Annotated in this window: 21 protein-coding genes; 14 read left to right on the top strand and 7 right to left on the bottom strand. The window is 57.3% G+C overall.

The genetic code is table 11. The annotated features are described in order from the left end of the window. Positions 1 to 8 precede the first annotated feature (8 nt). The 3 genes from bamC (at position 9) to B145_RS28900 (ending at position 2,499) form a co-directional block, all read left to right on the top strand. A complete protein-coding gene (bamC, locus tag B145_RS0122330; RefSeq protein ID WP_018610372.1) occupies positions 9 to 1,187 on the top strand; it encodes an outer membrane protein assembly factor BamC in 1,179 nt (392 codons plus the stop codon). A gap of 119 nt (positions 1,188 to 1,306) precedes the next feature. Beyond that, positions 1,307 to 2,044: a peptidoglycan editing factor PgeF gene (gene pgeF, locus B145_RS0122335; protein WP_018610373.1), complete on the top strand. Its 738-nt coding sequence runs from the start codon at positions 1,307 to 1,309 to the stop codon at positions 2,042 to 2,044. Positions 2,045 to 2,088: 44 nt separating this feature from the next. Beyond that, a complete protein-coding gene (locus B145_RS28900; RefSeq protein ID WP_157288587.1) occupies positions 2,089 to 2,499 on the top strand; it encodes a hypothetical protein in 411 nt (136 codons plus the stop codon). Between the two features lie 6 nt (positions 2,500 to 2,505). On the opposite strand, the gene B145_RS0122340 is transcribed toward B145_RS28900, so the two are convergent. From B145_RS0122340 to recQ, 6 genes are all read right to left on the bottom strand, one after another. Further along, positions 2,506 to 3,888: a reverse transcriptase family protein gene (locus B145_RS0122340; protein WP_018610374.1), complete on the bottom strand. Its 1,383-nt coding sequence runs from the start codon at positions 3,886 to 3,888 to the stop codon at positions 2,506 to 2,508. Between the two features lie 250 nt (positions 3,889 to 4,138). Further along, a complete protein-coding gene (locus B145_RS0122345; RefSeq protein WP_245541903.1) occupies positions 4,139 to 4,648 on the bottom strand; it encodes a lipocalin family protein in 510 nt (169 codons plus the stop codon). A 108-nt stretch (positions 4,649 to 4,756) separates the two neighbouring features. Beyond that, on the bottom strand, positions 4,757 to 5,161 hold the full coding sequence (locus tag B145_RS0122350) for a hypothetical protein (protein WP_157288588.1): 405 nt from the start codon (positions 5,159 to 5,161) through the stop codon (positions 4,757 to 4,759). Positions 5,162 to 5,548: 387 nt separating this feature from the next. Then, a complete protein-coding gene (locus B145_RS28905; protein ID WP_157288589.1) occupies positions 5,549 to 5,743 on the bottom strand; it encodes a hypothetical protein in 195 nt (64 codons plus the stop codon). 287 nt (positions 5,744 to 6,030) lie between these two features. Then, entirely contained in the window at positions 6,031 to 6,498 is a 468-nt protein-coding gene (locus B145_RS0122360; protein ID WP_018610378.1) for a hypothetical protein, read from the bottom strand. A 265-nt stretch (positions 6,499 to 6,763) separates the two neighbouring features. Next, the gene (gene recQ / locus B145_RS0122365) at positions 6,764 to 8,584 is read right to left on the bottom strand and encodes a DNA helicase RecQ (protein ID WP_018610379.1); all 1,821 of its coding nucleotides are present in this window, start codon (positions 8,582 to 8,584) and stop codon (positions 6,764 to 6,766) included. 111 nt (positions 8,585 to 8,695) lie between these two features. On the opposite strand from recQ, the gene B145_RS0122370 reads away from it, so the two are divergent. The 10 genes from B145_RS0122370 (at position 8,696) to flgJ (ending at position 17,205) form a co-directional block, all read left to right on the top strand. Next, positions 8,696 to 9,619: a substrate-binding periplasmic protein gene (locus B145_RS0122370; RefSeq protein WP_157288590.1), complete on the top strand. Its 924-nt coding sequence runs from the start codon at positions 8,696 to 8,698 to the stop codon at positions 9,617 to 9,619. Positions 9,620 to 9,895: 276 nt separating this feature from the next. After that, entirely contained in the window at positions 9,896 to 10,333 is a 438-nt protein-coding gene (gene flgB / locus B145_RS0122375) for a flagellar basal body rod protein FlgB (protein ID WP_018610381.1), read from the top strand. 24 nt (positions 10,334 to 10,357) lie between these two features. Then, positions 10,358 to 10,765, top strand: a complete 408-nt coding sequence (flgC, locus tag B145_RS0122380) for a flagellar basal body rod protein FlgC (RefSeq protein ID WP_018610382.1) — start codon at positions 10,358 to 10,360, stop codon at positions 10,763 to 10,765. A 24-nt stretch (positions 10,766 to 10,789) separates the two neighbouring features. Further along, on the top strand, positions 10,790 to 11,494 hold the full coding sequence (locus B145_RS0122385) for a flagellar hook assembly protein FlgD (RefSeq protein WP_018610383.1): 705 nt from the start codon (positions 10,790 to 10,792) through the stop codon (positions 11,492 to 11,494). 16 nt (positions 11,495 to 11,510) lie between these two features. Then, positions 11,511 to 12,809, top strand: a complete 1,299-nt coding sequence (gene flgE, locus B145_RS0122390) for a flagellar hook protein FlgE (protein ID WP_018610384.1) — start codon at positions 11,511 to 11,513, stop codon at positions 12,807 to 12,809. Positions 12,810 to 12,838: 29 nt separating this feature from the next. Then, positions 12,839 to 13,579 carry a flagellar basal-body rod protein FlgF gene (flgF, locus tag B145_RS0122395; protein ID WP_018610385.1) on the top strand — a complete coding sequence of 247 codons (741 nt, stop codon included), beginning with the start codon at positions 12,839 to 12,841 and terminating at the stop codon, positions 13,577 to 13,579. A 107-nt stretch (positions 13,580 to 13,686) separates the two neighbouring features. Next, on the top strand, positions 13,687 to 14,469 hold the full coding sequence (gene flgG, locus B145_RS0122400) for a flagellar basal-body rod protein FlgG (RefSeq protein ID WP_018610386.1): 783 nt from the start codon (positions 13,687 to 13,689) through the stop codon (positions 14,467 to 14,469). A 25-nt stretch (positions 14,470 to 14,494) separates the two neighbouring features. Further along, on the top strand, positions 14,495 to 15,163 hold the full coding sequence (locus B145_RS0122405; RefSeq protein WP_018610389.1) for a flagellar basal body L-ring protein FlgH: 669 nt from the start codon (positions 14,495 to 14,497) through the stop codon (positions 15,161 to 15,163). Positions 15,164 to 15,185: 22 nt separating this feature from the next. Continuing rightward, positions 15,186 to 16,310 (top strand): flagellar basal body P-ring protein FlgI, encoded by a 1,125-nt coding sequence (locus B145_RS0122410; protein ID WP_018610391.1) that lies wholly within the window; start codon positions 15,186 to 15,188, stop codon positions 16,308 to 16,310. 10 nt (positions 16,311 to 16,320) lie between these two features. Then, positions 16,321 to 17,205 carry a flagellar assembly peptidoglycan hydrolase FlgJ gene (gene flgJ / locus B145_RS0122415; RefSeq protein ID WP_018610393.1) on the top strand — a complete coding sequence of 295 codons (885 nt, stop codon included), beginning with the start codon at positions 16,321 to 16,323 and terminating at the stop codon, positions 17,203 to 17,205. Between the two features lie 9 nt (positions 17,206 to 17,214). On the opposite strand, the gene B145_RS0122420 is transcribed toward flgJ, so the two are convergent. Further along, positions 17,215 to 17,829, bottom strand: coding sequence for a fused DSP-PTPase phosphatase/NAD kinase-like protein (locus tag B145_RS0122420; RefSeq protein WP_018610395.1), 615 nt, complete (start codon positions 17,827 to 17,829; stop codon positions 17,215 to 17,217). Positions 17,830 to 17,989: 160 nt separating this feature from the next. On the opposite strand from B145_RS0122420, the gene yoaA reads away from it, so the two are divergent. Further along, a complete protein-coding gene (gene yoaA / locus B145_RS0122425) occupies positions 17,990 to 19,963 on the top strand; it encodes a DNA repair helicase YoaA (RefSeq protein ID WP_018610396.1) in 1,974 nt (657 codons plus the stop codon). Positions 19,964 to 19,966 lie beyond the last annotated feature (3 nt).

Below are 19,966 nucleotides of genomic sequence, written 5' to 3' on the forward strand. Positions count from 1 at the left end.
AAAAACTGATGAAATCAATGTTGTCCCGTAGCCTGTCTGTCGCCGTGTGCGTATCGATGGCTGGTTGCAGCCTGTTCAGCACCAAGAAGACGACGGCAGAAGACGCCACCTACGGCTCCGGCTCAAACAATTCCTCGTCTGCCGCCAGCGTCAGCCAGAAACTGGCCGTGCCGCCCGATCTGATCACCCCGTCGCGTGACCCGCGTTTTGTTGACCCGGATGCTGGCAAGACGACCGCCACGTACTCCACCTACACCAAGGATGCCGCTGCACCCAAACCCAAGGAAACCGCTGCCGCCGCTACTACTGCTGAAACGGTCATCCCCAGTTTCAGCAAGGTGCATGTTGAGCGTGCTGGTAGCCAGCGCTGGCTGGTGGTGCCGGGCACACCTGATCAGGTTTGGCAGCAGTTGCGCCAGTTCTGGGCCGATAATGGTTTCGACATCAAGATCGACAAGCCCAACGAAGGGATCATGGAAACCGAATGGGCGGAAAACCATGCCAAGCTGCCGATGGGCACCATTCAGGGCTTCCTTTCCAACGTAGCAGGCTTTGTCTATAGCACGGGCGAATTGGATAAATTCCGTACCCGTATCGAAAAATCTAGTCAAGACGGCATGGTGGAAGTCTACATCAGCCACCGTGGCCTAGAAGAAATGACGCAGGATACCGGCACCAAGTGGAAGCCGCGCCCTGTTGATCCTGACCTGGAAGTGCAGTTCATGCGCCGCTTTGCCCTGGGCTTTGGCGTGGATAAGCAAGTCGTCAAGCAAGTGGTGCCGGATGATGCTGCAGCCAATGCGCCGGGTTCCGTGCAGTTGGCCCATGCTTTCCTCGTTGATGGCGGACAACGTCTTGAAGTGGATGGCGCATTGGACAAGGTATGGCGCCAAGTGGGCTTGGCTCTTGATCGTACAGGGGTGGTGGTGGAAGACCGCGACCGCAGTGCCAACACCTACTACGTTCGCTATCTGGATACCCGAGAAGACCCGCAGATCGGCAAGAGCTGGCTCTCCAAACTAGCTTTCTGGAACAAGAAGGAAGTCGGTACGGATCAATTCCGTGTGGTGCTGACAGCACCCGGCAAGACCACCGTTTCGATCAGCGTCCTGGATCGTACCGGCAAGCCTGTGACGGCAGACACCGGCAGCGAAATTCTCAAGTTGCTGTTCGACGAACTGAAGTAAGCTCGTTCCAAGCGCATACGTTACGGGCAGGCTCCTCGGGAGACCTGCCCGTTTTTGCGTCTGGCGGATGGATATGCCAAAGTACCAAGCTCAACCCCGAATCTGAACAGAGAAAAACCATGCCCCAACTCCAACTGATCACCCCCGATTGGCCCGCACCCGCCAAGGTTAAGGCGCTTTCTACCACACGGGGTGGCGGCGTGAGCAGCGGCCCTTATGCCTCCCTCAATTTGGCCAAACATGTGGGAGATGCCCCGGACGCAGTGGCGCAGAATCGCCAGCGCCTGGGTGAGCATCTCCCCATGGAGGCACTCTGGCTCCAACAGGTGCACGGCACGGTCGTGGTCAATGCTGCCAGTACCTGCCCGGACGCCCAGGCCGATGCAGCCTTTGCCCGCATGAGCCATCGCATCTGTACCGTAATGACAGCTGATTGCCTGCCCGTGCTCTTCTGTGATGATGCTGGTTCTGCTGTGGCCGCCGCCCACGCAGGCTGGCGCGGGCTTGCTGGTGGCATACTTGAAAATACCGTGCGCGCCATGCAGACGCCCGGTGAGCAGGTCATGGCCTGGCTTGGCCCCGCTATCAGTCAGCAGGCGTTTGAAGTCGGGACTGATGTGCGTGATGCTTTTGTCAATCACAACGCCGAGGCCGCTGCAGCCTTTATTCCCGGCGCGCAACCGGGCAAGTGGTTTGCCGACCTCTACCTGCTGGCCCGCCAACGCTTGAATGCACTCGGCATTACCCGCGTATATGGTGGAGATCGCTGCACTTTTACCGAGGCGGAGAGTTTCTTCTCCGCCCGGAGAGATTGCACGCAGTCCGGGCGGCAGGCGAGCCTGATCTGGTTGGAATAGCGTAGTGTTCTGGCTGTCTGATGCCAGAAAAATAGGAGGGAGTAATGTCAAATACCATAATCACATCGCCTCAAGACAAATTTCTCAGGTTTGCTGGGTCGTGGATATCAATATATTTGGTTTTTGTTTTATTTGAGGCTTCTGGCCTGTGGCAGCTTGGAATTATCCCTTCTGGTTACAAAGCCGTACTGGCTGGTTTATCTGGTGGTGGTGGGGTTGCCCTAACTTACTCTCTGCTGAGTTGGTATGAGCAAAAAGTGAGTTGCTTGTCCGCCTTAAGAAGGGGGGTGATCAATCGGATTGTTCGAGCCGCTTTGGTCGTCTTATGTATTGCCCTGCTAATCACTGGATTTCTTGTGCATTTAGACGCATCAAATATCAAAAGCCACTGTGCTGCGTTGGATCGGGCCGATAAAGTTCTCTCAAGCCACACGCTGCAAGCATCTTTGACTTGATAGGCTCTAGATCGCTTGCCAGCCAATCGCATCAAATAGTGTTTGCAGCTTTTCCCCACGTGCGGGGTTGATATGCTTCACGTGGGCAATTCGCCCTTGCAGGCGAGCGCGGAAATCCGGGAGGGCTTCCCGGTTTTGCCCGTGTGGCCCATGACGCATGCAATTGGTGAGCGTGGCTTTGAGGCGATCATAATCGCTGCGGGCGATATTCGGTTTTTCATTGACCAGTACCCCGGTCACCCATTGCGCTTGAGATTGACTGGTGAGCCGGGTTTTGCGCGGGTGCGGAGTGAAGCCTTCTTCCAGAATGATCGTGTCAATCATCAGGCTGATCCGCCATGCGTGTGCACGGGTATGCGAAGGAAATGACACGATGAGATCATCTACGTAACGTGTATAGCGGACACCACTTTCCTGTGCCGCTGCCGCCAGACGCAGGTCCAGCCGCCATGCGCACAGGTTGGCCAAGGCGGCAGAGGTGGGCGCACCCTGTGGCAGATGGCGTGCCCGGTAAGACTCAGCTTGTTTGCGGCGGGTCTGCAAGGCTTTGCTCGTCAAACCTTCAGGGCGAGGCTGGGTATGAAATATGAATGACGGCGTCACATGTGTCGTCAAGGCTGTTAGGTAGCGTGTCACTTCCTCCGGGTAGCCCAGCGTGCGGAAGAGGGCATGGACGCGGGACGCGCGGATCGAAGTGAAAAAATCCTGCAAATCCATCTTGAGTATCAGCGGGCTTCCGGCATGAACCTGCGCATTGCTCAGGATGGAGCGATGCGGCACGCAGCCATGTGCTGCATCATGCACCGGAATCTTGTCGAGCAGGCCATGCAGAATCTTGCGCTGAATCGCACAGAGCAGGGGCTTGGGGCTCTCGATGAGGCGATGCCCGCCGCTGGCCTTGGCTTTCCACTGATAATGATAATGGCGTAACGCTTCGCTACCTGTCTTGCTGCTGATGCTATGTACATCGGCAAGCCATTCCAGCTCGTCCATGCTCAGTGCCAGCCATGCTGCCAGATCGCCTACCGTGGGCAAGGCTGGCAGATCAAGCCCGGCCAGAGTGCGTGGCAGAGCTGCCATTTGTGGCTGAAAACTGAAATAGCGACGAATCTTTGGTACAGGGCGGCGCTCAAACGCTCCGATGAAAGAGGGCAGCGTGGCAATGCAGGTGACGATATCTTCAAACTGCGCGGGGCGTAGTGGCAAGCCAAAGTGCTGATCCAGCCGCCGCACCATCCTCGGCAGCCAGTCATGTGCTGTGCCGAGTGCAGCCTTGCCCCGTTGCTGCAGATCGGTAATGCCACCCGCTTCATGCAGAAAAGCACGGGCCAGACCGCGCGCCACATGCAGGATGGCTGGGTCGATGGGCGGTTTGGGCAAACGGGACATACCCGGTCATCTCGCTGGCTGATAAAGGGTGACGCACCCGCCCAACCTGTCGTGTGTGGCATGCGCTTGGCTGCGCCGCAGGCGCAGAGGGGCTCATGCACGGAAATGCCAGCTCAAGTATCGCCCCGGGGTAACCCCGGAGGAGCCAATGTCTGCAAGGCAGGCATCAGCCTGTGCTTGGGCAAGCGCGTCGGGGTGAAGCCTACGATGGAAGCATGAAAGGGGTCAAGTGCAGTCGCGCCGCCACCCATCAGTCCTGTCTGGTGACTTCGAGTTTGCGCAAGTCGAAGCCCTTTTGCTCAAGCCTGGTCAGCAGGTTTTTGTAAGCGTCTGAGGGGACGACAGGTGTGCGGGCAAGAATCCACAGGTATTCCCTTTTCGGCTCACTCACTGCAGCCAACTGGTACTGCTCATCCAGATCAATCACCCAGTAGTCGCCCCAGACCCAGGGCAGGAAAGCCAGCCATTGAGGGGCGAAACGGACTTCCAGCCTGGGTGAGTTGGCAGCACCGATCTGCCTTGCTGCGCCAATGGCCTCGATTGTCTCCCCGCTCTCCACCCTGCAACGGTTGATGACCTGTACCATGCCGTTGCTCTTGAGGCTGTATTCCGCCTTGGTGGCGCCCACACATTTTTTCTGGAATCGGTTGGGGTACTTGGCAATTTCGTACCATGTACCCATGTAGCGTGGCACATCCAGCGCTGCAATCGTGTTTAAGGTACCTGCAGCAGATGGCTCACTTTCTGTCGCAGCGTTCACCGTAGGCGATAGCGTACATAGACAGAACATAGCGGCAAAAATCTTTGTTTTCAGTGACAGTTTTTTGAGCATGTGCAGTATGAATTCGCTTGGATTTGATTCAGGGCGTCAGCCAACGGTGCCAAGATTGAAGATGGGTTGGTACATCGCGAAAAAACTGACCGTAATTGTGATGACCACCGTTACGAATAGTGCTGCAAGTCCCCAGGTTATATTGTTTTGAGTGCGTCGGGTATAGAGCGGACTGCGTGTAACGAAGATTGCAATGTACAGGGCGATTGCCGGGAAAATCCACCATAGCAGGCGCCCTTTCAGGAAGATCAGGGTAAGCGCCGGAAGTTCAGCACCAAAGGATGCAAACACTGACTCGAACTGCGCGGTCAGGGTGTTTGCCAAAGATGCAATTGAAAATGACACGGCCAGCATTATCCAGGTTGCAATCAGCAGCAACTTGTTTCTGGCTACAAGTTCTGGATTTCCTGGCTGGGAGGGGGGAGTTTGCTTTTCATTCATTGTGGTCACGAGATCTAGAGGGGGCTCAAAGCCTTGCCGTGCAAGGATACTATGATGCCGCAAGATGGCGGTGGTTTTCCACATGCCATTCAGGATTCTGTGCCTTGGCGAACTCGGTCAGTGCGGCCAGGTATTGCGCTAGGAGGGCGTGGTTGCCACTGGGGAAGTGGATGCAGAAACGCCCAGCTTCGATGTGCTCGATCTGGTAGCACTGCTGGTCGATCTCGATATAGCCACCACGGCCTTAGTGGACGACTTTCATGGCATGCTCCTGTACTCGCACAGGCACAGATGCCCATGCGCTGCACACAATCATGCCACAAGCGTGCATGTGTTGTGTTGCAGTCGTGAGTACAGGATTGCCTGTGTCAAGCAGCCTGTGTGGCTTCACACCCGGATGTCAATGCGCCCCGGAGGGGTGGTGGGCTCAGCGGGGGTAGCGACCACTGCTGCTGCGGGAGCTTTTGTGTCGGCCACTGGGCCGGCGGCGGGGGCTGAGGCAGGCGCCGTTTTCTTGGGGGCGCTGGCCGCTTGGGTCTGGTTCATCTGGCTTTGATAGTGTGCTGCAGGGCCGACTCTCATGGCATATTCCTCCCGTGTTTGGAGAAGTCTTGAATCCCGGTGTGCGCAATTTGGCATACCGACTTGCCGGTTGAGTACGCAACATCTGTGCCTGCTGCGTTTTTATGTTTGTCAGCGGGGAGTGGTGAATGTGTGGCGGGGGCGAAGGCGGCAATACATCTACATTTTTGCCGGAGAGCGGTAGATTTTGCCGGGCTTCTTGCTGTTTGAGGTGTGCGAGGAACAGATTGCCCGGTTGCGGCCCTGCAGTACCCGTAGATACCGCGCGAGCCGCGTGCGGGAGAATGCTATTTCAGAGTAACTTCGCGGGCTGATTTTTCGATTTGTTCGGATACTTCCTGCAAGGTCTTTTTCTTGGTGAACACTTCGTTGCGCCAGCGTTTGACGTCAGCGCCAGAGAGTTGGATATAGGATTTGCTTTTGGCCAGTGTGACATCCATGACTCTGACTTCGGCGATTTTCACCTTTTTCATTTCAGGCAGCTCCGCCATGGCCCATCCCGCGCCTGCCATGGCGTTGACGAGCAGGGCGCGGCGGTTATGTGGATCGCTCAGCAGCGGCTGTTTGGCCATGATGATCAGGACATAGGCACCTGGTGTGCTGCTTTTGGCGGGCAGGCAGTTGGTGACTGGGGCGCCAAGCATTGCATTGATGGATTGATCGATTTGCGCGCAAACCTTTTCCAATGGCGGGTCGTTTGCCATGGCTGCAAACGGAACGCCCAGGGCAAAGAACCCGGATAACCACTTTTTCATTGATCTCCTCCTTTTTAAGCCGTACATGGTCGTGCGGTGTTTGTTTATGTGAGTATCATGAATAGATACTTGCTTTTCTGCAAGGCAATGATCTATTTTTTTGCGCGGTTTGTGATGCGTGTCACAGGTGGAGATATTGGGTGGAAAAGTACCCAGAAATCAGTGCGTTGTTGTGCGGCACATGGCGTCAGATTGATGTACACGTGCCGAGTGATTTGGGCGTCCCGGATTATGCTTTTGTCGTGTATAAAGGGGAGGGACGGGGCTATAAGCGACGTTGGTGTTTCTGGATGACTTCCAGAAAGGCCATGCCATAGGCGTCCAATTTGCGATCACCTACGCCGGAGAGTTCGTACATGGCCTCCAGGCTCATGGGGCGATGGTCGAGCATCTGTTTGAGGGTGGCATCGCCAAAGATCATATAGGCGGGCACATTCTGTTCTTCGGCCAGATCGCGGCGACATTGGCGGAGTGCAGCCCACAGGGTTCGAGCCTCGTCGGAAGCGAATTCGATTTCACGGCGCACACTGGCCGCAGCACGCGGGGCGGCTTCGCGGACTTGGCGGGCGGTGAAATTCTGTTCACCGCGCAGCAGGGGGCGGCAGGCTTCGAGCAGGATCAGCCCACCGAATTCGTTGATGCCGAGCATGCCTTGGGCGACGAGCTGGCGCAGTAATGAACTCCACTGGGCATCGGATATCCCTTTACCGATGCCGAATGGGGAGAGCTGGTTGTGCCCACGTTCGATGATTTTGGCGGTGGCACGCCCGATCAGGATGTCGATGATGTGCGCGGCGCCATAGCGTTGGCCGCTGCGGTAAATGGCCGAGAGTGCCTGTTGCGCAGGTACGGTGGCATCAAAGGTCTGCGGTGGGGCGAGGCAGATGTCACAGTTGCCGCAGGGCTCGCTTTCTTCCCCGAAGTAGCGCAGCAGGATTTGGCGGCGGCAGGTGGCTGCTTCGCTGTAGCCGAGCAGCGCATCAAGCTTGCGTCGCTCCACCCGTTTGACTTCTTCGGGTGCCTGGGATTGTTCAATCATCTCGCGTTGCAGCACGAGGTCTTGCAGGCCGTAGGCCATCCAGGCGTTGGAGGGCAGGCTGTCCCGCCCGGCTCGCCCGGTTTCTTGATAGTAGGCTTCCAGGCTCTTGGGGAGATCAAGGTGGGCGACGAAGCGTACATCCGGCTTGTCGATACCCATGCCAAACGCTACGGTGGCGACCATCACGACACCATCGCCCCGCACAAAGCGGGTTTGATGCTCAGCGCGGGTTTCGGCCTCCAGCCCGGCATGGTAGGGCAGGGCCTGAATGCCTTCGCTGCGCAGCCAGTTGGCGGTTTCTTCGACTTTTTTGCGCGATAGGCAATATATGATGCCCGCATCGCCATCGTGATGGGTGCGGATGAAGCGCAGCAACTGCTTGCGCGGATTATCCTTTTCCACCACGGTGTAACGGATGTTGGGGCGGTCGAAGCTGGAGACGAAGACGCGTGCTTCGTGCAGTGCCAGCCGTTCGACAATCTCCTGCCGGGTGGCGATGTCTGCCGTGGCTGTCAGCGCGATGCGTGGCACCTGTGGAAAGCGCTCATGCAGCACAGAGAGCTGGATGTATTCGGGTCGGAAGTCGTGCCCCCATTGTGAGACGCAGTGTGCCTCGTCGATGGCAAACAACGCGATGCGGCTCTGATCCAGTAGATTCTGGCAGCGGGCGGAGAGCAGGCGTTCTGGCGCAACGTAGAGCAGATCGAGTTCGTCCCCCACCAATTGGCGCTCAATGGCAGATGCCTCTTCTGCACTCAGGGTGGAATTGAGGTAAGCTGCGCGCAAACCTGCTTGGCGCAGCGCCTGTACCTGGTCCTGCATCAGTGCGATAAGAGGGGAGACGACGATGCCGCAGCCTTCACGCAAGAGGGCCGGAATCTGGAAGCACAAGGATTTGCCGCCGCCCGTGGGCATCAACACTAGGGCGTCACCCCCCGTGCGCACTTGCTCGACCACGGCAGCCTGCTGGCCACGGAAAGCGGTATAGCCAAAAGTATGGCGCAGCACACGGAGCGCAGGATCAGGAGTAACTTCAGGGGCATTCATGGAGGGCGTATTGTGCCAGACTGAGCGGAGTTCTGGCGTGCGTATCGGTGCTGTTATCGAAGTATTTATCTCTCGCCTGTCTGTGCGTTAAGGGTGTGATAGGGGTGGCAAATGGTTTGCCTGGGGCGTCGTCGGTTGATGAGTTGGGCTGTGCATGCAGCGGTGGTGTGCTCATTGATGTGGGCTGCGCTCGCTTGGGCAGAGGACGTGGTCTTGCGCCCGCGCTCGCCCAGGGGCGTGCATGTGGCGGAGGAGTATTCCGATGCGGTGATCCGCGAAGCGCTTGAGCACACCAAGAAGCAATATGGCAACTACCGCATGGAATGGGTGGATCTGGAGGTGGGGCGCCAGCGCCTGCTGCTGGAGTTGGAATCGGGCACCTTGATCAATACCACGGTGGTGGTGACCCAGCCCAAGTGGGAGGAGCGCGTGTTGCCGATCCGTATCCCCGTGGATATGGGCTTGGCAAATTACCGGATTTCATTGATTTCTGCTTCACAACAAGCGGTTTTTTCGAATCTCCACAGCTTCGAAGATCTCAAGGCTTTGCGTGTGGGGGCTGGGAACGCCTGGGTATCCCGCCGGGTGATGGAGGCCGATGGCTTCAATGTGATTGCGGCGGAAAGTGCTGAGCCTTTGCTGAAAATGCTCATGAATGATCGCATTGACTACTTTCCTCGTGGACTCGGTGAGGTGTTTTCTGAATTCGAGGCGAGAAAGGGAGACTTCCCCGATTTGCGCATTGAGCGTGAGATCGTGATCGACACCCCCTTGCCGGGCTACATCTTCGTGTCGCCTACTGCGCAACGTTTACACAAGCGACTCACCGACGGTCTGGAGCAGATGGTTAAGGACGGTTCTCTGCGCCGTTTGGTGTTCAGTTACCATCACGAGATGATCACAAAGGCAAATTTTTGTAGCCGACGTGTCTTCAAAGTCAGCAACCCACTGCTGCCCAGTCAGACCCCTCTGACGCGCAAAGAGCTGTGGTTCGACCCCTATGACCCCAAGACGGGGATCTGCAAAAAACGCTGAGTGTGGCGGGTCGCCAAGGCTGCCAGCGTCTTTCCTCTTGCTCCTGAGTTTCCTCACAACCTGAACTGTTGGCAGGTGAGCTTGCTGTGTGCAATCGGGTTGCGGCAAAACCCTTCGCCCTGCGGCAAGCCTTGCCGCCCTGCTGCCGGATTAGCGGGGGTTTTGCCGCTTTATTGTGGCGCTGAGCCTGCATGGCAGCACGGTACGATGCTGGCACGGAAGCTGCAAAGATATCGCCAACCACCCTGCAATAAAACTCCGCAAGGGGAGACGACGATGTTTGAAGAACTCTTGAATGGAGTGGAAGAAATGAACGCTCAACTGGACAATGCCTTGCGCTTTCACCAAGCCGCGCTGAACCTGCGCGCCCAGCGCCAAGAACTGCTTGCGGCGAACATCGCCAATGCCGATACCCCCAACTACAAGGCGCGGGACATCGATTTTGGTTCTTCGCTCAAAGGGGCGCTGCAAGGGCGGGTGAGCAAGCCGATTGCGCTGGCAACTTCGTCTGACCGTCACATTGGCGCGACCGGGCTTTCCACCCAACCCGCAGTGCAGTACCGCAGCGAAGAACAGGCCAACGTGGATGGCAACACGGTCAATATGGATACCGAGCGTGCGGCTTTCACCGAGAACTCAATGCAGTACGAAGCCAGCCTGACCTTTATCAACGGTTTGTTGCGCACCATGCAGCAAGCGGTGGCGGCCCAGTAGTCCGGGTGACGAGAGGAGGATGAGATGAGCGGCATGTTTGACGTTTTCCATATCGCTTCCTCAGCGCTCAATGCGCAGTCGGTGCGCTTGAACACGACGGCCAGCAATCTTGCCAACGCGGAGAGCATCACCAGTGCTGATGGTCAGCCGTATCGGGCCAAGCAAGTGGTTTTTCAGGCGGTGCCGATGGGGGCAAATGGTCAAGGCGTGCGGGTGCAGCAGATTGTTGAAAGCGCGGCCCCCATGCGCATGCAGTACGAACCCGGTAATCCGGCTGCCAATGCCGATGGGTACGTGAGTCTGCCGAATGTGGATGTGGTGGAAGAGATGGTGAACATGATTTCGGCTTCGCGGTCTTACCAGACCAACGTCGAAGTTATGACGACAGCAAAAACTTTGCTGCAGCGTACCCTGCAGATTGGTCAGGGCTAGGCGCAGTGATGAGGAGTGATTGAGATGACAACAGATACAGCTTCCGCTGCAGGTGCAACCGGCTACAAATCCGTTCAGGACTGGTATGCCGCCGTCAAGGCGGCCAACAGCAGCAGTTCTACTTCGTCGACCTCTGCCACCGGAGATCAGGAAACGCGTTTTCTCAAGCTGCTCACCACACAGTTGCGTAATCAAGACCCGATGAACCCGATGGACAATGCGCAGACAACCTCGCAGCTTGCCCAGATCAGTACGGTGACCGGGATCGAAAAGCTCAACAACACGCTCAATACCATGATGTCTTCCAACCAGAGCGGTGAGACGATGCAGGCCGCAAACATGGTGGGGCACAGTGTGTTGCTTGACGGCAACCACCTCAAGCTCGCCAGTGGCGCGGCAGTGGGTGGCGTTGATCTGGAGAAGCCTGCCAGCAGTGTGACGGTATCGATCTACGATAGTACCGGCAAAAAGGTTCAAACCCTTGACCTGGGCTCACAGGATGCCGGTATCAATGAATTTGTGTGGGATGGCAAGAATGCAGATGGCACAACACTTGCTGATGGCTCCTATACTCTAAAAGTAGAGGCCAAGGACAAGGAAGGCGCTGTGGCAGCCACGGCGCTTGAGTTGGCCACGGTCAACGGCGTCATCAATACCGATAGCGGGCTCAAGCTTGATGTCGGGCGGCTGGGACGTGTCTCAGTCGGTGACATCAAGATTATTCTGTGACATCTGGAGTCATATCATGGCATTCCAACAAGGTCTTTCTGGTCTGGCTTCTGCATCCACCGCGCTGGATGTGATCAGCAACAACGTGGCCAACGCCAGCAACGCTGGCTTCAAGTCCGGCGGCACACAGTTTGCAGACGTGTATGCAGCTTCGCTTAACGGCGTCAGCGGTGGCACCCAGGTTGGGATTGGTACTGCGGTGGGTCGTGTGGCCCAGGAGTTCAGCCAGGGTAATATTACCGCTACGGCCAATCCGCTGGATATGGCGATCAACGGGCAAGGCTTCTTCACGCTCCAGTCCGCCGATGGCAAGCAGGTGGCCTATTCCCGTAACGGTCAATATCAGCTGGATAAAGACGGCTACATCGTCAATGCTTCCGGCTTCAAATTGATGGGTTACACGACGGCCTCCCCTAGCATTGCCGTGCCGATCACAACCAATGTCGCCTCTGCGCTGATGGGGGCGCCCAAGCCCACCGATACCGTGGGTCTGGCGGTCAACATGAATTCCAAGGCGACACGCCCCAGCCCATTGTCAACGCCGCCAACCGTGGCCCAATTGACGAATGACAATGTATTTGCAACGGCCACCACGATTTATGACAGCAAGGGCGGCTCTCACGTTGTGACCAGCTACTTTGTACCCGGCGCAACGCCCACCCTGGCAGGTGCTAGCAGCGCCTGGGATGTGTATTACTCGCTGGACGGGGCCGCGCCCGCTGCTACCGGGACCACCATGCAGTACGACACGACGGGTAAGTTGGTTGGCACGTCGGCGGTTGGTACTGATTATTTCGACATCGCCTTGACGCCACCCGCCGGAGCAACCTATACCTTTGGCCCCGCTACCTCTGTAGCAGGCGCCCCCGCCGCAGGCAGTGTGCGCTTTGATATGTCAGGGTCAACAGAATATGGCAGCAAGTTCAATGTGGCAGCACAGTCTCAGAACGGGTATACCGAAGGCCAGATGTCCGGGATTTCGATCAGCGCTGATGGCGTGATTGAAGCCAATTACTCCAATGGCCAAAAAACTAGTATCGGCACGATTGCGCTGACCGTCTTCAAGAACCCCAATGGCCTGATTTCCGAAGGCAGCAACATGTGGCTGGCCAGCTTCGCATCGGGTGACCCGGTGACCGACAAACCCGGCATTGGTCTGCGCGGGGCTATCAAATCATCCTCGGTGGAAGACTCAAACGTGGATTTGACCTCCCAATTGGTGGATATGATCACCGCCCAGCGTAACTACCAGGCCAACGCCCAGTCGATCAAGACGCAGGACTCGGTGATGCAGACGCTCGTGAATTTGCGCTGATAATTGAATGGCATTAAGCGAGGACTGACATGGATCGCCTGATCTACACTGCAATGACTGGCGCCAAAGCGACAATGGGCCAGGAAGCCGCTGTGGCGCATAACCTCGCAAACGCGACCACCACGGGCTTTCGTGCTGAGGTCCATCGCCTGCGTGCCGTGCCGGTGCAATCACAGGCACTGCCCAGCAAGGCCTTTGTGGTGGATGCCAGTATCGGGGCGGATTACACCCCGGGTACGATTGTGCAGACCGGGCGCAGCCTGGATGCCGCCATCAATGGCAAGGGTTGGTTTGCGGTGCAGATGGCCGATGGCAGCGAAGCCTATACGCGCTCGGGTAGCTTCACCATCGATGCCGAAGGGGTATTGCGTACCCGTAGTGGGCTAGAAGTAGTGGGCGATTCTGGCCCCATCAGCATTCCGCCGGATAATACCATTGACATTGCCGCCGATGGCTCAATCAACGCTACCCCCACCACGGGTGCGCTGACGACGAGTAACGTGGTGGCGCGGCTCAAGCTTGTCAATCCCGATGAAGCCAATCTGGATCGTGGCGAAAATGGCTTGTTCAAGATGAAGGATGGTAGCCAGGCTGACGCTGACCCGCTCGTGCGTGTGGCGGGCGGTTATCTGGAAGGTAGCAACGTGAATGTGGTGGAGCAGATGGTCACCATGATCTCACTGGCCCGCCAGTATGATTTGAACACGCGTTTGCTGCAGGCTGCGCAGGACAATGACAAAGCGGCAGCTCAGATCCTGAGCCTGACCTGATTGTCTGATTGAACGTGGCTGTAGAAAGCTGCGGTTTTGCAGGCCTGTTTGCCGGATCACCCACAGGAATATTGCGTTAGCCTAGCGCTAACACTGGAGATGAAATCATGATGAGAGCCCTGTGGGTAGCGCGTACCGGCCTGGATGCACAGCAGACCCAGCTCGATGTCATATCGAACAACCTGGCCAACGTCAGTACCAATGGCTTCAAGCGTGCACGCACGGTGTTTGAGGACTTGCTCTACCAGACGCTGCGTCAGCCCGGTGCGCAAAGTTCGCAAACCTCGCAGATCCCCTCGGGTTTGGCAATCGGTACAGGGGTACGCCCGGTGGCAACTGAGCGTATCCAGACTCAGGGCAACCCCACGCTGACCAATAATGATCTCGATGTAGCCGTCAATGGATCCGGTTTTTTCCAGATTCTGCTGCCGGATGGCACCACAGGCTACACGCGTGATGGTTCGTTCCAGCCTGATTCCACCGGGCAACTCGTCACCATGAGCGGTTACCCCCTGCAGCCCAGCATTACCATTCCGACTGGCGCGCAAAGCGTGACGATTGCCAAGGATGGTACGGTGAGCGTGACCCTGCAAGGCCAGACTACGCCCTCACAGATCGGCTCCATCCAGCTGGCCACCTTCATCAATCCGGCTGGTCTGCAAAGTGTGGGTGAAAACCTCTACCTCGAAACATCTTCCAGCGGTACGGCGACGGCTGTGACGCCTGGCACGAATGGTGCTGGCGTATTGAATCAGAAATACGTGGAATCCTCCAACGTGAATGTGGCCGAAGAGCTGGTTTCCATGATCCAGACTCAGCGGGCCTACGAGATGAATACCCGTGTCATCACCACGGCGGACTCCATGCTGGGTAAGTTGTCGCAATTGTAGGCGTAGGGGTAGGAAGGAGTGCATCATGAAAAAGGTAAGCAGATTTGTAGGCGGTTTCGTTCTCGCCGCAGGATTGCTTGCCGGATGCATGACGAACCCGCCCAGCAATATTCACCAACCGATGACGGTGCGTCCCGCTCCCGTTCCTGCACAGGCTGCCAATAATGGTGCGGTGTTCTACGCCGGAGCCCGCCCTTTGTTTGAAGATCGGCGTGCGCGTAATGTGGGCGATACGCTGACGATCAATCTGGTAGAAAACACGCAGGCATCGAAATCATCAAATTCCGCAGCCTCCAAGGATGGCGCCGACAGTCTGAATTCCAGTGTGAGCGGTATGCCCTTGAAGTTCCTGAATGGTGTTTCGGTGGGCATCAAAGATTCCAATACCTTCTCTGGCAAAGGGACTTCGGCAGCCAACAATGTGTTTACCGGCACAATCACGGTGACGGTGATCGAGGTCTATCCCAATGGCAATCTGCTTGTTTCGGGTGAGAAGCAGATCGCCATCAACCAGGGGGATGAATACATCCGTTTCTCCGGTGTGGTCAACCCGGTGTATGTCTCCTCAAGCAATGTCGTGCAATCCATCCAGGTGGCCGATGCGCGGCTCGAATACAAGGCCCGGGGCTATATCGACGAGGCCCAGACAATGGGCTGGCTACAGCGCTTCTTTATGAACGTGTTGCCGTTTTGAACTCACTTCGAGTGCACAGATCATGAAAACCTCCTCACTACAATGTGCCGCAATCGCCAGGGTTTTGGCATTATGCGCGCTGTGCTTGCTTGCTTTTCCGGTGCATGCTGAACGCATCAAGGATCTGGCTTCTCTGGCAGGGGTGCGTAACAACCAGTTGATCGGATACGGTGTGGTTGTGGGGCTGGATGGCACGGGCGACCAGACTTCGCAGGCGCCTTTTACCACGCAGAGCCTGATCAATATGCTGAGCAATCTGGGTGTGACCATTTCCTCCAGTTCCTCGCTGCAACTGAAGAACGTGGCCTCTGTGATGGTGACAATGGAATTGCCGCCGTTTTCCCAGCCGGGGCAACAGGTGGATGTTACGGTGTCGTCCATGGCCAATGCCAAAAGCCTGAAGGGCGGCACCTTGTTGATGACGCCACTGAAAGGGGCGGATGGTCAGGTCTATGCGGTGGCTCAGGGCAACCTGATTGTTGGTGGGGCTGGTGGGCAGGCTGGAGGCAGCAAGACGACCATAAATCATCTGCTGGCTGGCCGTATTCCAGGTGGGGCGACGGTGGAACGCTCGGTGATGACCTTGCTGGGCAGCACCAATTCCGTAGTATACGAATTGCATGAACAGGATTTTGGTACTGTGCAACGCATGGTGGAGGCTATCAACTCCCTGCAAGGCAGCAAGATTGCCCGCGCGTTGGATGGGCGCCGCGTTGAGGTTCAAGCCCCGGCCAACACAGACGAACGTGTGGCCTTTTTGGGTATGGTGGAGAACATCAGCATTACACCGCTGACGGGCAGTGCCCGTGTGATTGTCAATTCACGCACCGGTTCGGTGGTGATGAATCAGAATGTTGCCTTGCAGGAATGTGCGGTGGCACATGGCAACCTGACTGTGGCGGTGAGCACCAATCCGCAGGTCAGCCAGCCCAATGCCTTCTCCAATGGGCAGACTGCAGTGACCCAGAACGGGCAGGTCGACATCAAGCAGGATGGGGGCAGCCTGATGCGGGTGAAGACCGGTGCCAATCTTTCCGAAGTGGTCAAGGCACTCAATTCCGTGGGCGCTTCCCCGCTGGATCTGGTCAACATTCTGCAAGCCATGAAGGCTGCAGGTGCCTTGCGTGCAGAACTCGAAGTGATCTGAGGAAGGCATCATGATTCCCGCATCCCAGGCCAATATATTCGATACCAGTGGTTTGACTGAACTCAAGCGACTGTCCACCCAGAATTCACCTGAAACAAACAAGGCGGTTGCCCAGCAATTCGAGGCGCTGTTTACGCAGATGATCCTCAAGAGCATGCGCTCATCATTACCGGGCAATGGCATGGGGGATAATGAGAATACGCAGTTCTACCAGGGCTTGCAGGATCAGCAGTTGGCCTTGGTGCTTTCCAAACATGGCGGCATGGGCTTGTCCAGCGCACTTGAACGTATGCTCAATGGTGAGACCAGCGTACGGCCTAGCACCTATGATTTCTCCGGGACCGCGACAGCTCGTACTCCGTCTGCCGCCCCTGCAGTGGCCAGTGCCGCCAGTGCTGCGTCAGCTGTGCAGGGGGGCAATGCCCAGGGCTTTGTCGCCCAGCTCTGGCCGCAGGCGCAGGAGGCTGCCCGCAATCTGGGTGTGCCGCCGCACTTCCTGGTTGGGCAGGCTGCGCTGGAAACCGGTTGGGGCAAATCGCAACTTAAAAAAGCTGATGGCAGCCCGACCTACAACCTTTTCAACATCAAGGCTGGGCGAGGCTGGAAAGGTGATTCCGTAGAGGTGGCAACCACCGAATATGAAAACGGCAAGCCAGTCACCCGCCGCGAACGTTTTCGCGCCTACCACTCCTACGCGGAGGCCTTCTCCGATTATGCCAAGCTGATCGGTGAATCCCCGCGCTATGCAAATGTAGTGGGCAAGACGGATGCCCACCAGTTTGCCCAGGCGCTGCAAAATGCCGGGTATGCAACCGACCCGGCCTATGCCAACAAGCTGGCACGTGTGATCAATGGCAACTCGATGCGGCAGGGAATGCTCGCCTCGGCAAACTGAGGGCTGGCATCACTCCCGGTGCAGTACCTTGTCGACGACGAAGTCGGCGATGCCGCGTGCGTGGAAGGCTTCCTTGAGCTGATCGCGGTTGTAGGCCGTCGTCAGCCAATCCATGAAGGCGATGGGCTCTTTGGCGTTGGCGCGCAGGTATTCTTCAAAGAAGAAATCCAGAATGCCGGTCTTCGAGCCTTTCAGGTGGCCATACTTCAGCGCCAGTTCGCGCATGGCTTCCGCCACGGGTGTATTGAGGCGGAACATCCGATAGAGCGCGGCGGCAAAGCCAGCCCGGTCGGCACCACTCTTGCAATGAACCAGCGCCGGATACTCCATTGTCTCGAATAGCGCTTGCGCCTTCTGGACGACCTCGGCATACGGGGCGCTGCGCGACATGATGCCCTTGAAGTCGATCAGCTTGATCCCGAGTTCCTCGCAGATCTGCGCTTCCAGCGCGTAACGGCGGGTATCGTCGGCGCCGCGCAGGTTGATGATGGTTTTGATGCCATACTTGCGGTGATACTTGCGAATCTGCCCAGGGCTGGGCTGGCTGCAACGGTAGAGGCCGCCGGGCAGGGCATGCAGATTGTTGTAGATCACGCGGAAAATGCCGTGATCGACAAAAATCATGTCCAAGTAAGCCAGAAACCGGCCAGAGAAAGAAGTAACGTCGCGTGCCACGAATGCAGAACCTGTCGGCAAAGGTGTCAATTATGGGGGCGAGCGCTTTTACGAACAAGTTTGGCGTGCGAGCGTGCTACCATTGGCGGGCACTACTGTAAATATTACCATGTCCGATATCATCGACCACTTCGCCCCTGACGGCTCGCTCGCCCGCGTGATTCCGGGGTTTGCCGCAAGACCGCAGCAAATCGAGATGGCTCAGGCGATTGCCCGCGCCATCAAGTCTAACCACGCCCTGGTGGCGGAGGCGGGCACTGGCACGGGCAAGACTTTCGCCTACCTTGTGCCGGCGCTGCTCTCGGGCGGCAAGGTCATTATCTCTACGGGGACGAAGACGCTGCAAGACCAGCTCTTCCACCGCGATTTGCCAGCCGTGCGTAAGGCGCTGAAGGTACCAGTCGGGGTGGCGCTGCTCAAGGGGCGGCAGAATTATGTTTGCCACTACCATGCCGGGCGTGCGCAGACCGAAGGACGCTTCCTGACGCGTGAGGATGCCGTGCACATCCGCACGATTGCCAAGTGGATGCTCCACACTCAGACGGGTGACAAGGCCGAGTGTGCCGGGGTACCGGAAGACGCGATGGTGTGGCTTTCCGCCACCTCCACGCGGGAAAATTGCTTGGGGCAGGATTGCCCCAATGCCAAGGAATGCTTCGTGATGGCTGCACGTCGCTCCGCGCAGGAAGCCGACGTGGTGGTGGTCAATCATCACCTGTTCTTCGCTGATGTGATGCTGCGTGACGAGGGCATGGGCGAACTGCTGCCAGCCTGCAATACAGTGATTTTCGATGAAGCCCATCAATTGCCCGAGACGGCCAGCATGTTCTTTGGCGATTCGGCCTCGACAGGGCAAGTACTCGATCTGGCCCGCGATACCCGTACCGAAGCACTGGTTTCCGCCCGCGATTTTCCTGCTTTGCAGGACGCAACCCGTTCCCTGGAGAAAGCTGCGCGTGATCTGCGTTTGGCGATCCCCGGCGAAAATGCCCGCTTAAGCTATGAGCAGGTGATTGAGCGCAAAGAGTTCAATGTCGCCCTCGATGCCTTGGAGAACGAGCTTGAAACCTTTGTGGGTTTGGCTGAATCTCAGGCCGAGCGTTCCGAAGGTCTGGAAAAATGTTGGCAACGCGCTACCGAACTGTATCAGCGCGTGTCTGGCTGGCGGCGCCTGAGCCAGCCGGATTCCATCCGCTGGGTGGAAGTCTTCAGCCAATCTGCTGCGCTCAACGTTACCCCCTTGCGGGTGGCGGATATCTTCCGCAAACAGATTGAGGGGCAGGCCAAGAGCTGGATCTTCGCGTCGGCCACCCTTGCGGTCGGTAAGAACTTCTCCCATTACAACGGCGAACTGGGTCTGGATGCACTCGATCCACCGCCTGAAACCGGCATGTGGGGCAGCCCCTTCAACTACGATGAGCAGGCCATGCTCTACGCCCCGAATGGCATGCCCGACCCCAATAGCCCGGACTATATTGATGCGGTCATCAATGCGGCGGTCCCGGTGATTCGCGCCGCCCAAGGGCGCACCTTTGTGCTCTGCACCTCACTACGCGCCATGCAGCGTATCCATGAAGGGCTGGAGTCGCGTTTCCACCGCGAAGCACTGGATTTCCCGCTGCTATTGCAAGGCCAGGCATCCCGCAGTGAATTGCTGGAGCGCTTCCGCTCACTTGGCAATGCTGTACTGGTTGCGAGCCAGAGCTTTTGGGAAGGCGTTGATGTGCCAGGTGATGCACTTTCCGTTGTCATTATCGACAAACTCCCCTTTGCGCCGCCAGATGATCCCGTGTTGAAAGCCCGTGTTGATTGGCTCGAAAAACAGGGCCGTAATCCCTTCATGGAATACCAGTTGCCGCGTGCCGTCATCAGCATGAAACAAGGGGCCGGGCGGCTGATCCGCAGCGAGCGCGACCGTGGCGTGCTGATGGTCTGCGATCCACGCATGATCGCCAAGCCCTATGGCCGCCGTGTCTGGCAGAGCTTGCCGCCTATGCGCCGCTCCCGCGTGGAAGCAGAGGTCGTCTCCTTTCTGGAAACGTTGCCACCTCCAGCCAGTACCGTGTTCCAGGGCGACGCATAGGCC

The sequence above is a fragment of the Uliginosibacterium gangwonense DSM 18521 genome, from assembly GCF_000373965.1.
GTDB lineage: Bacteria > Pseudomonadota > Gammaproteobacteria > Burkholderiales > Rhodocyclaceae > Uliginosibacterium > Uliginosibacterium gangwonense.

Bases quoted from the DNA above. Each gene is read 5' to 3' on its own strand.
- B145_RS0122420 (WP_018610395.1), bottom strand. From the start codon at position 17,829: ATGATTTTTGTCGATCACGGCATTTTCCGCGTGATCTACAACAATCTG.
- bamC (WP_018610372.1), top strand. From the start codon at position 9: ATGAAATCAATGTTGTCCCGTAGCCTGTCTGTCGCCGTGTGCGTATCG.
- B145_RS0122350 (WP_157288588.1), bottom strand. From the start codon at position 5,161: ATGAATGAAAAGCAAACTCCCCCCTCCCAGCCAGGAAATCCAGAACTT.
- flgC (WP_018610382.1), top strand. From the start codon at position 10,358: ATGAGCGGCATGTTTGACGTTTTCCATATCGCTTCCTCAGCGCTCAAT.
- recQ (WP_018610379.1), bottom strand. From the start codon at position 8,584: ATGAATGCCCCTGAAGTTACTCCTGATCCTGCGCTCCGTGTGCTGCGC.
- B145_RS28905 (WP_157288589.1), bottom strand. From the start codon at position 5,743: ATGAGAGTCGGCCCTGCAGCACACTATCAAAGCCAGATGAACCAGACC.
- flgB (WP_018610381.1), top strand. From the start codon at position 9,896: ATGTTTGAAGAACTCTTGAATGGAGTGGAAGAAATGAACGCTCAACTG.
- B145_RS0122370 (WP_157288590.1), top strand. From the start codon at position 8,696: ATGGTTTGCCTGGGGCGTCGTCGGTTGATGAGTTGGGCTGTGCATGCA.
- B145_RS0122385 (WP_018610383.1), top strand. From the start codon at position 10,790: ATGACAACAGATACAGCTTCCGCTGCAGGTGCAACCGGCTACAAATCC.
- B145_RS0122410 (WP_018610391.1), top strand. From the start codon at position 15,186: ATGAAAACCTCCTCACTACAATGTGCCGCAATCGCCAGGGTTTTGGCA.
- B145_RS0122405 (WP_018610389.1), top strand. From the start codon at position 14,495: ATGAAAAAGGTAAGCAGATTTGTAGGCGGTTTCGTTCTCGCCGCAGGA.
- B145_RS0122340 (WP_018610374.1), bottom strand. From the start codon at position 3,888: ATGTCCCGTTTGCCCAAACCGCCCATCGACCCAGCCATCCTGCATGTG.
- flgJ (WP_018610393.1), top strand. From the start codon at position 16,321: ATGATTCCCGCATCCCAGGCCAATATATTCGATACCAGTGGTTTGACT.
- pgeF (WP_018610373.1), top strand. From the start codon at position 1,307: ATGCCCCAACTCCAACTGATCACCCCCGATTGGCCCGCACCCGCCAAG.
- flgE (WP_018610384.1), top strand. From the start codon at position 11,511: ATGGCATTCCAACAAGGTCTTTCTGGTCTGGCTTCTGCATCCACCGCG.
- flgG (WP_018610386.1), top strand. From the start codon at position 13,687: ATGATGAGAGCCCTGTGGGTAGCGCGTACCGGCCTGGATGCACAGCAG.
- B145_RS28900 (WP_157288587.1), top strand. From the start codon at position 2,089: ATGTCAAATACCATAATCACATCGCCTCAAGACAAATTTCTCAGGTTT.
- flgF (WP_018610385.1), top strand. From the start codon at position 12,839: ATGGATCGCCTGATCTACACTGCAATGACTGGCGCCAAAGCGACAATG.
- B145_RS0122360 (WP_018610378.1), bottom strand. From the start codon at position 6,498: ATGAAAAAGTGGTTATCCGGGTTCTTTGCCCTGGGCGTTCCGTTTGCA.
- yoaA (WP_018610396.1), top strand. From the start codon at position 17,990: ATGTCCGATATCATCGACCACTTCGCCCCTGACGGCTCGCTCGCCCGC.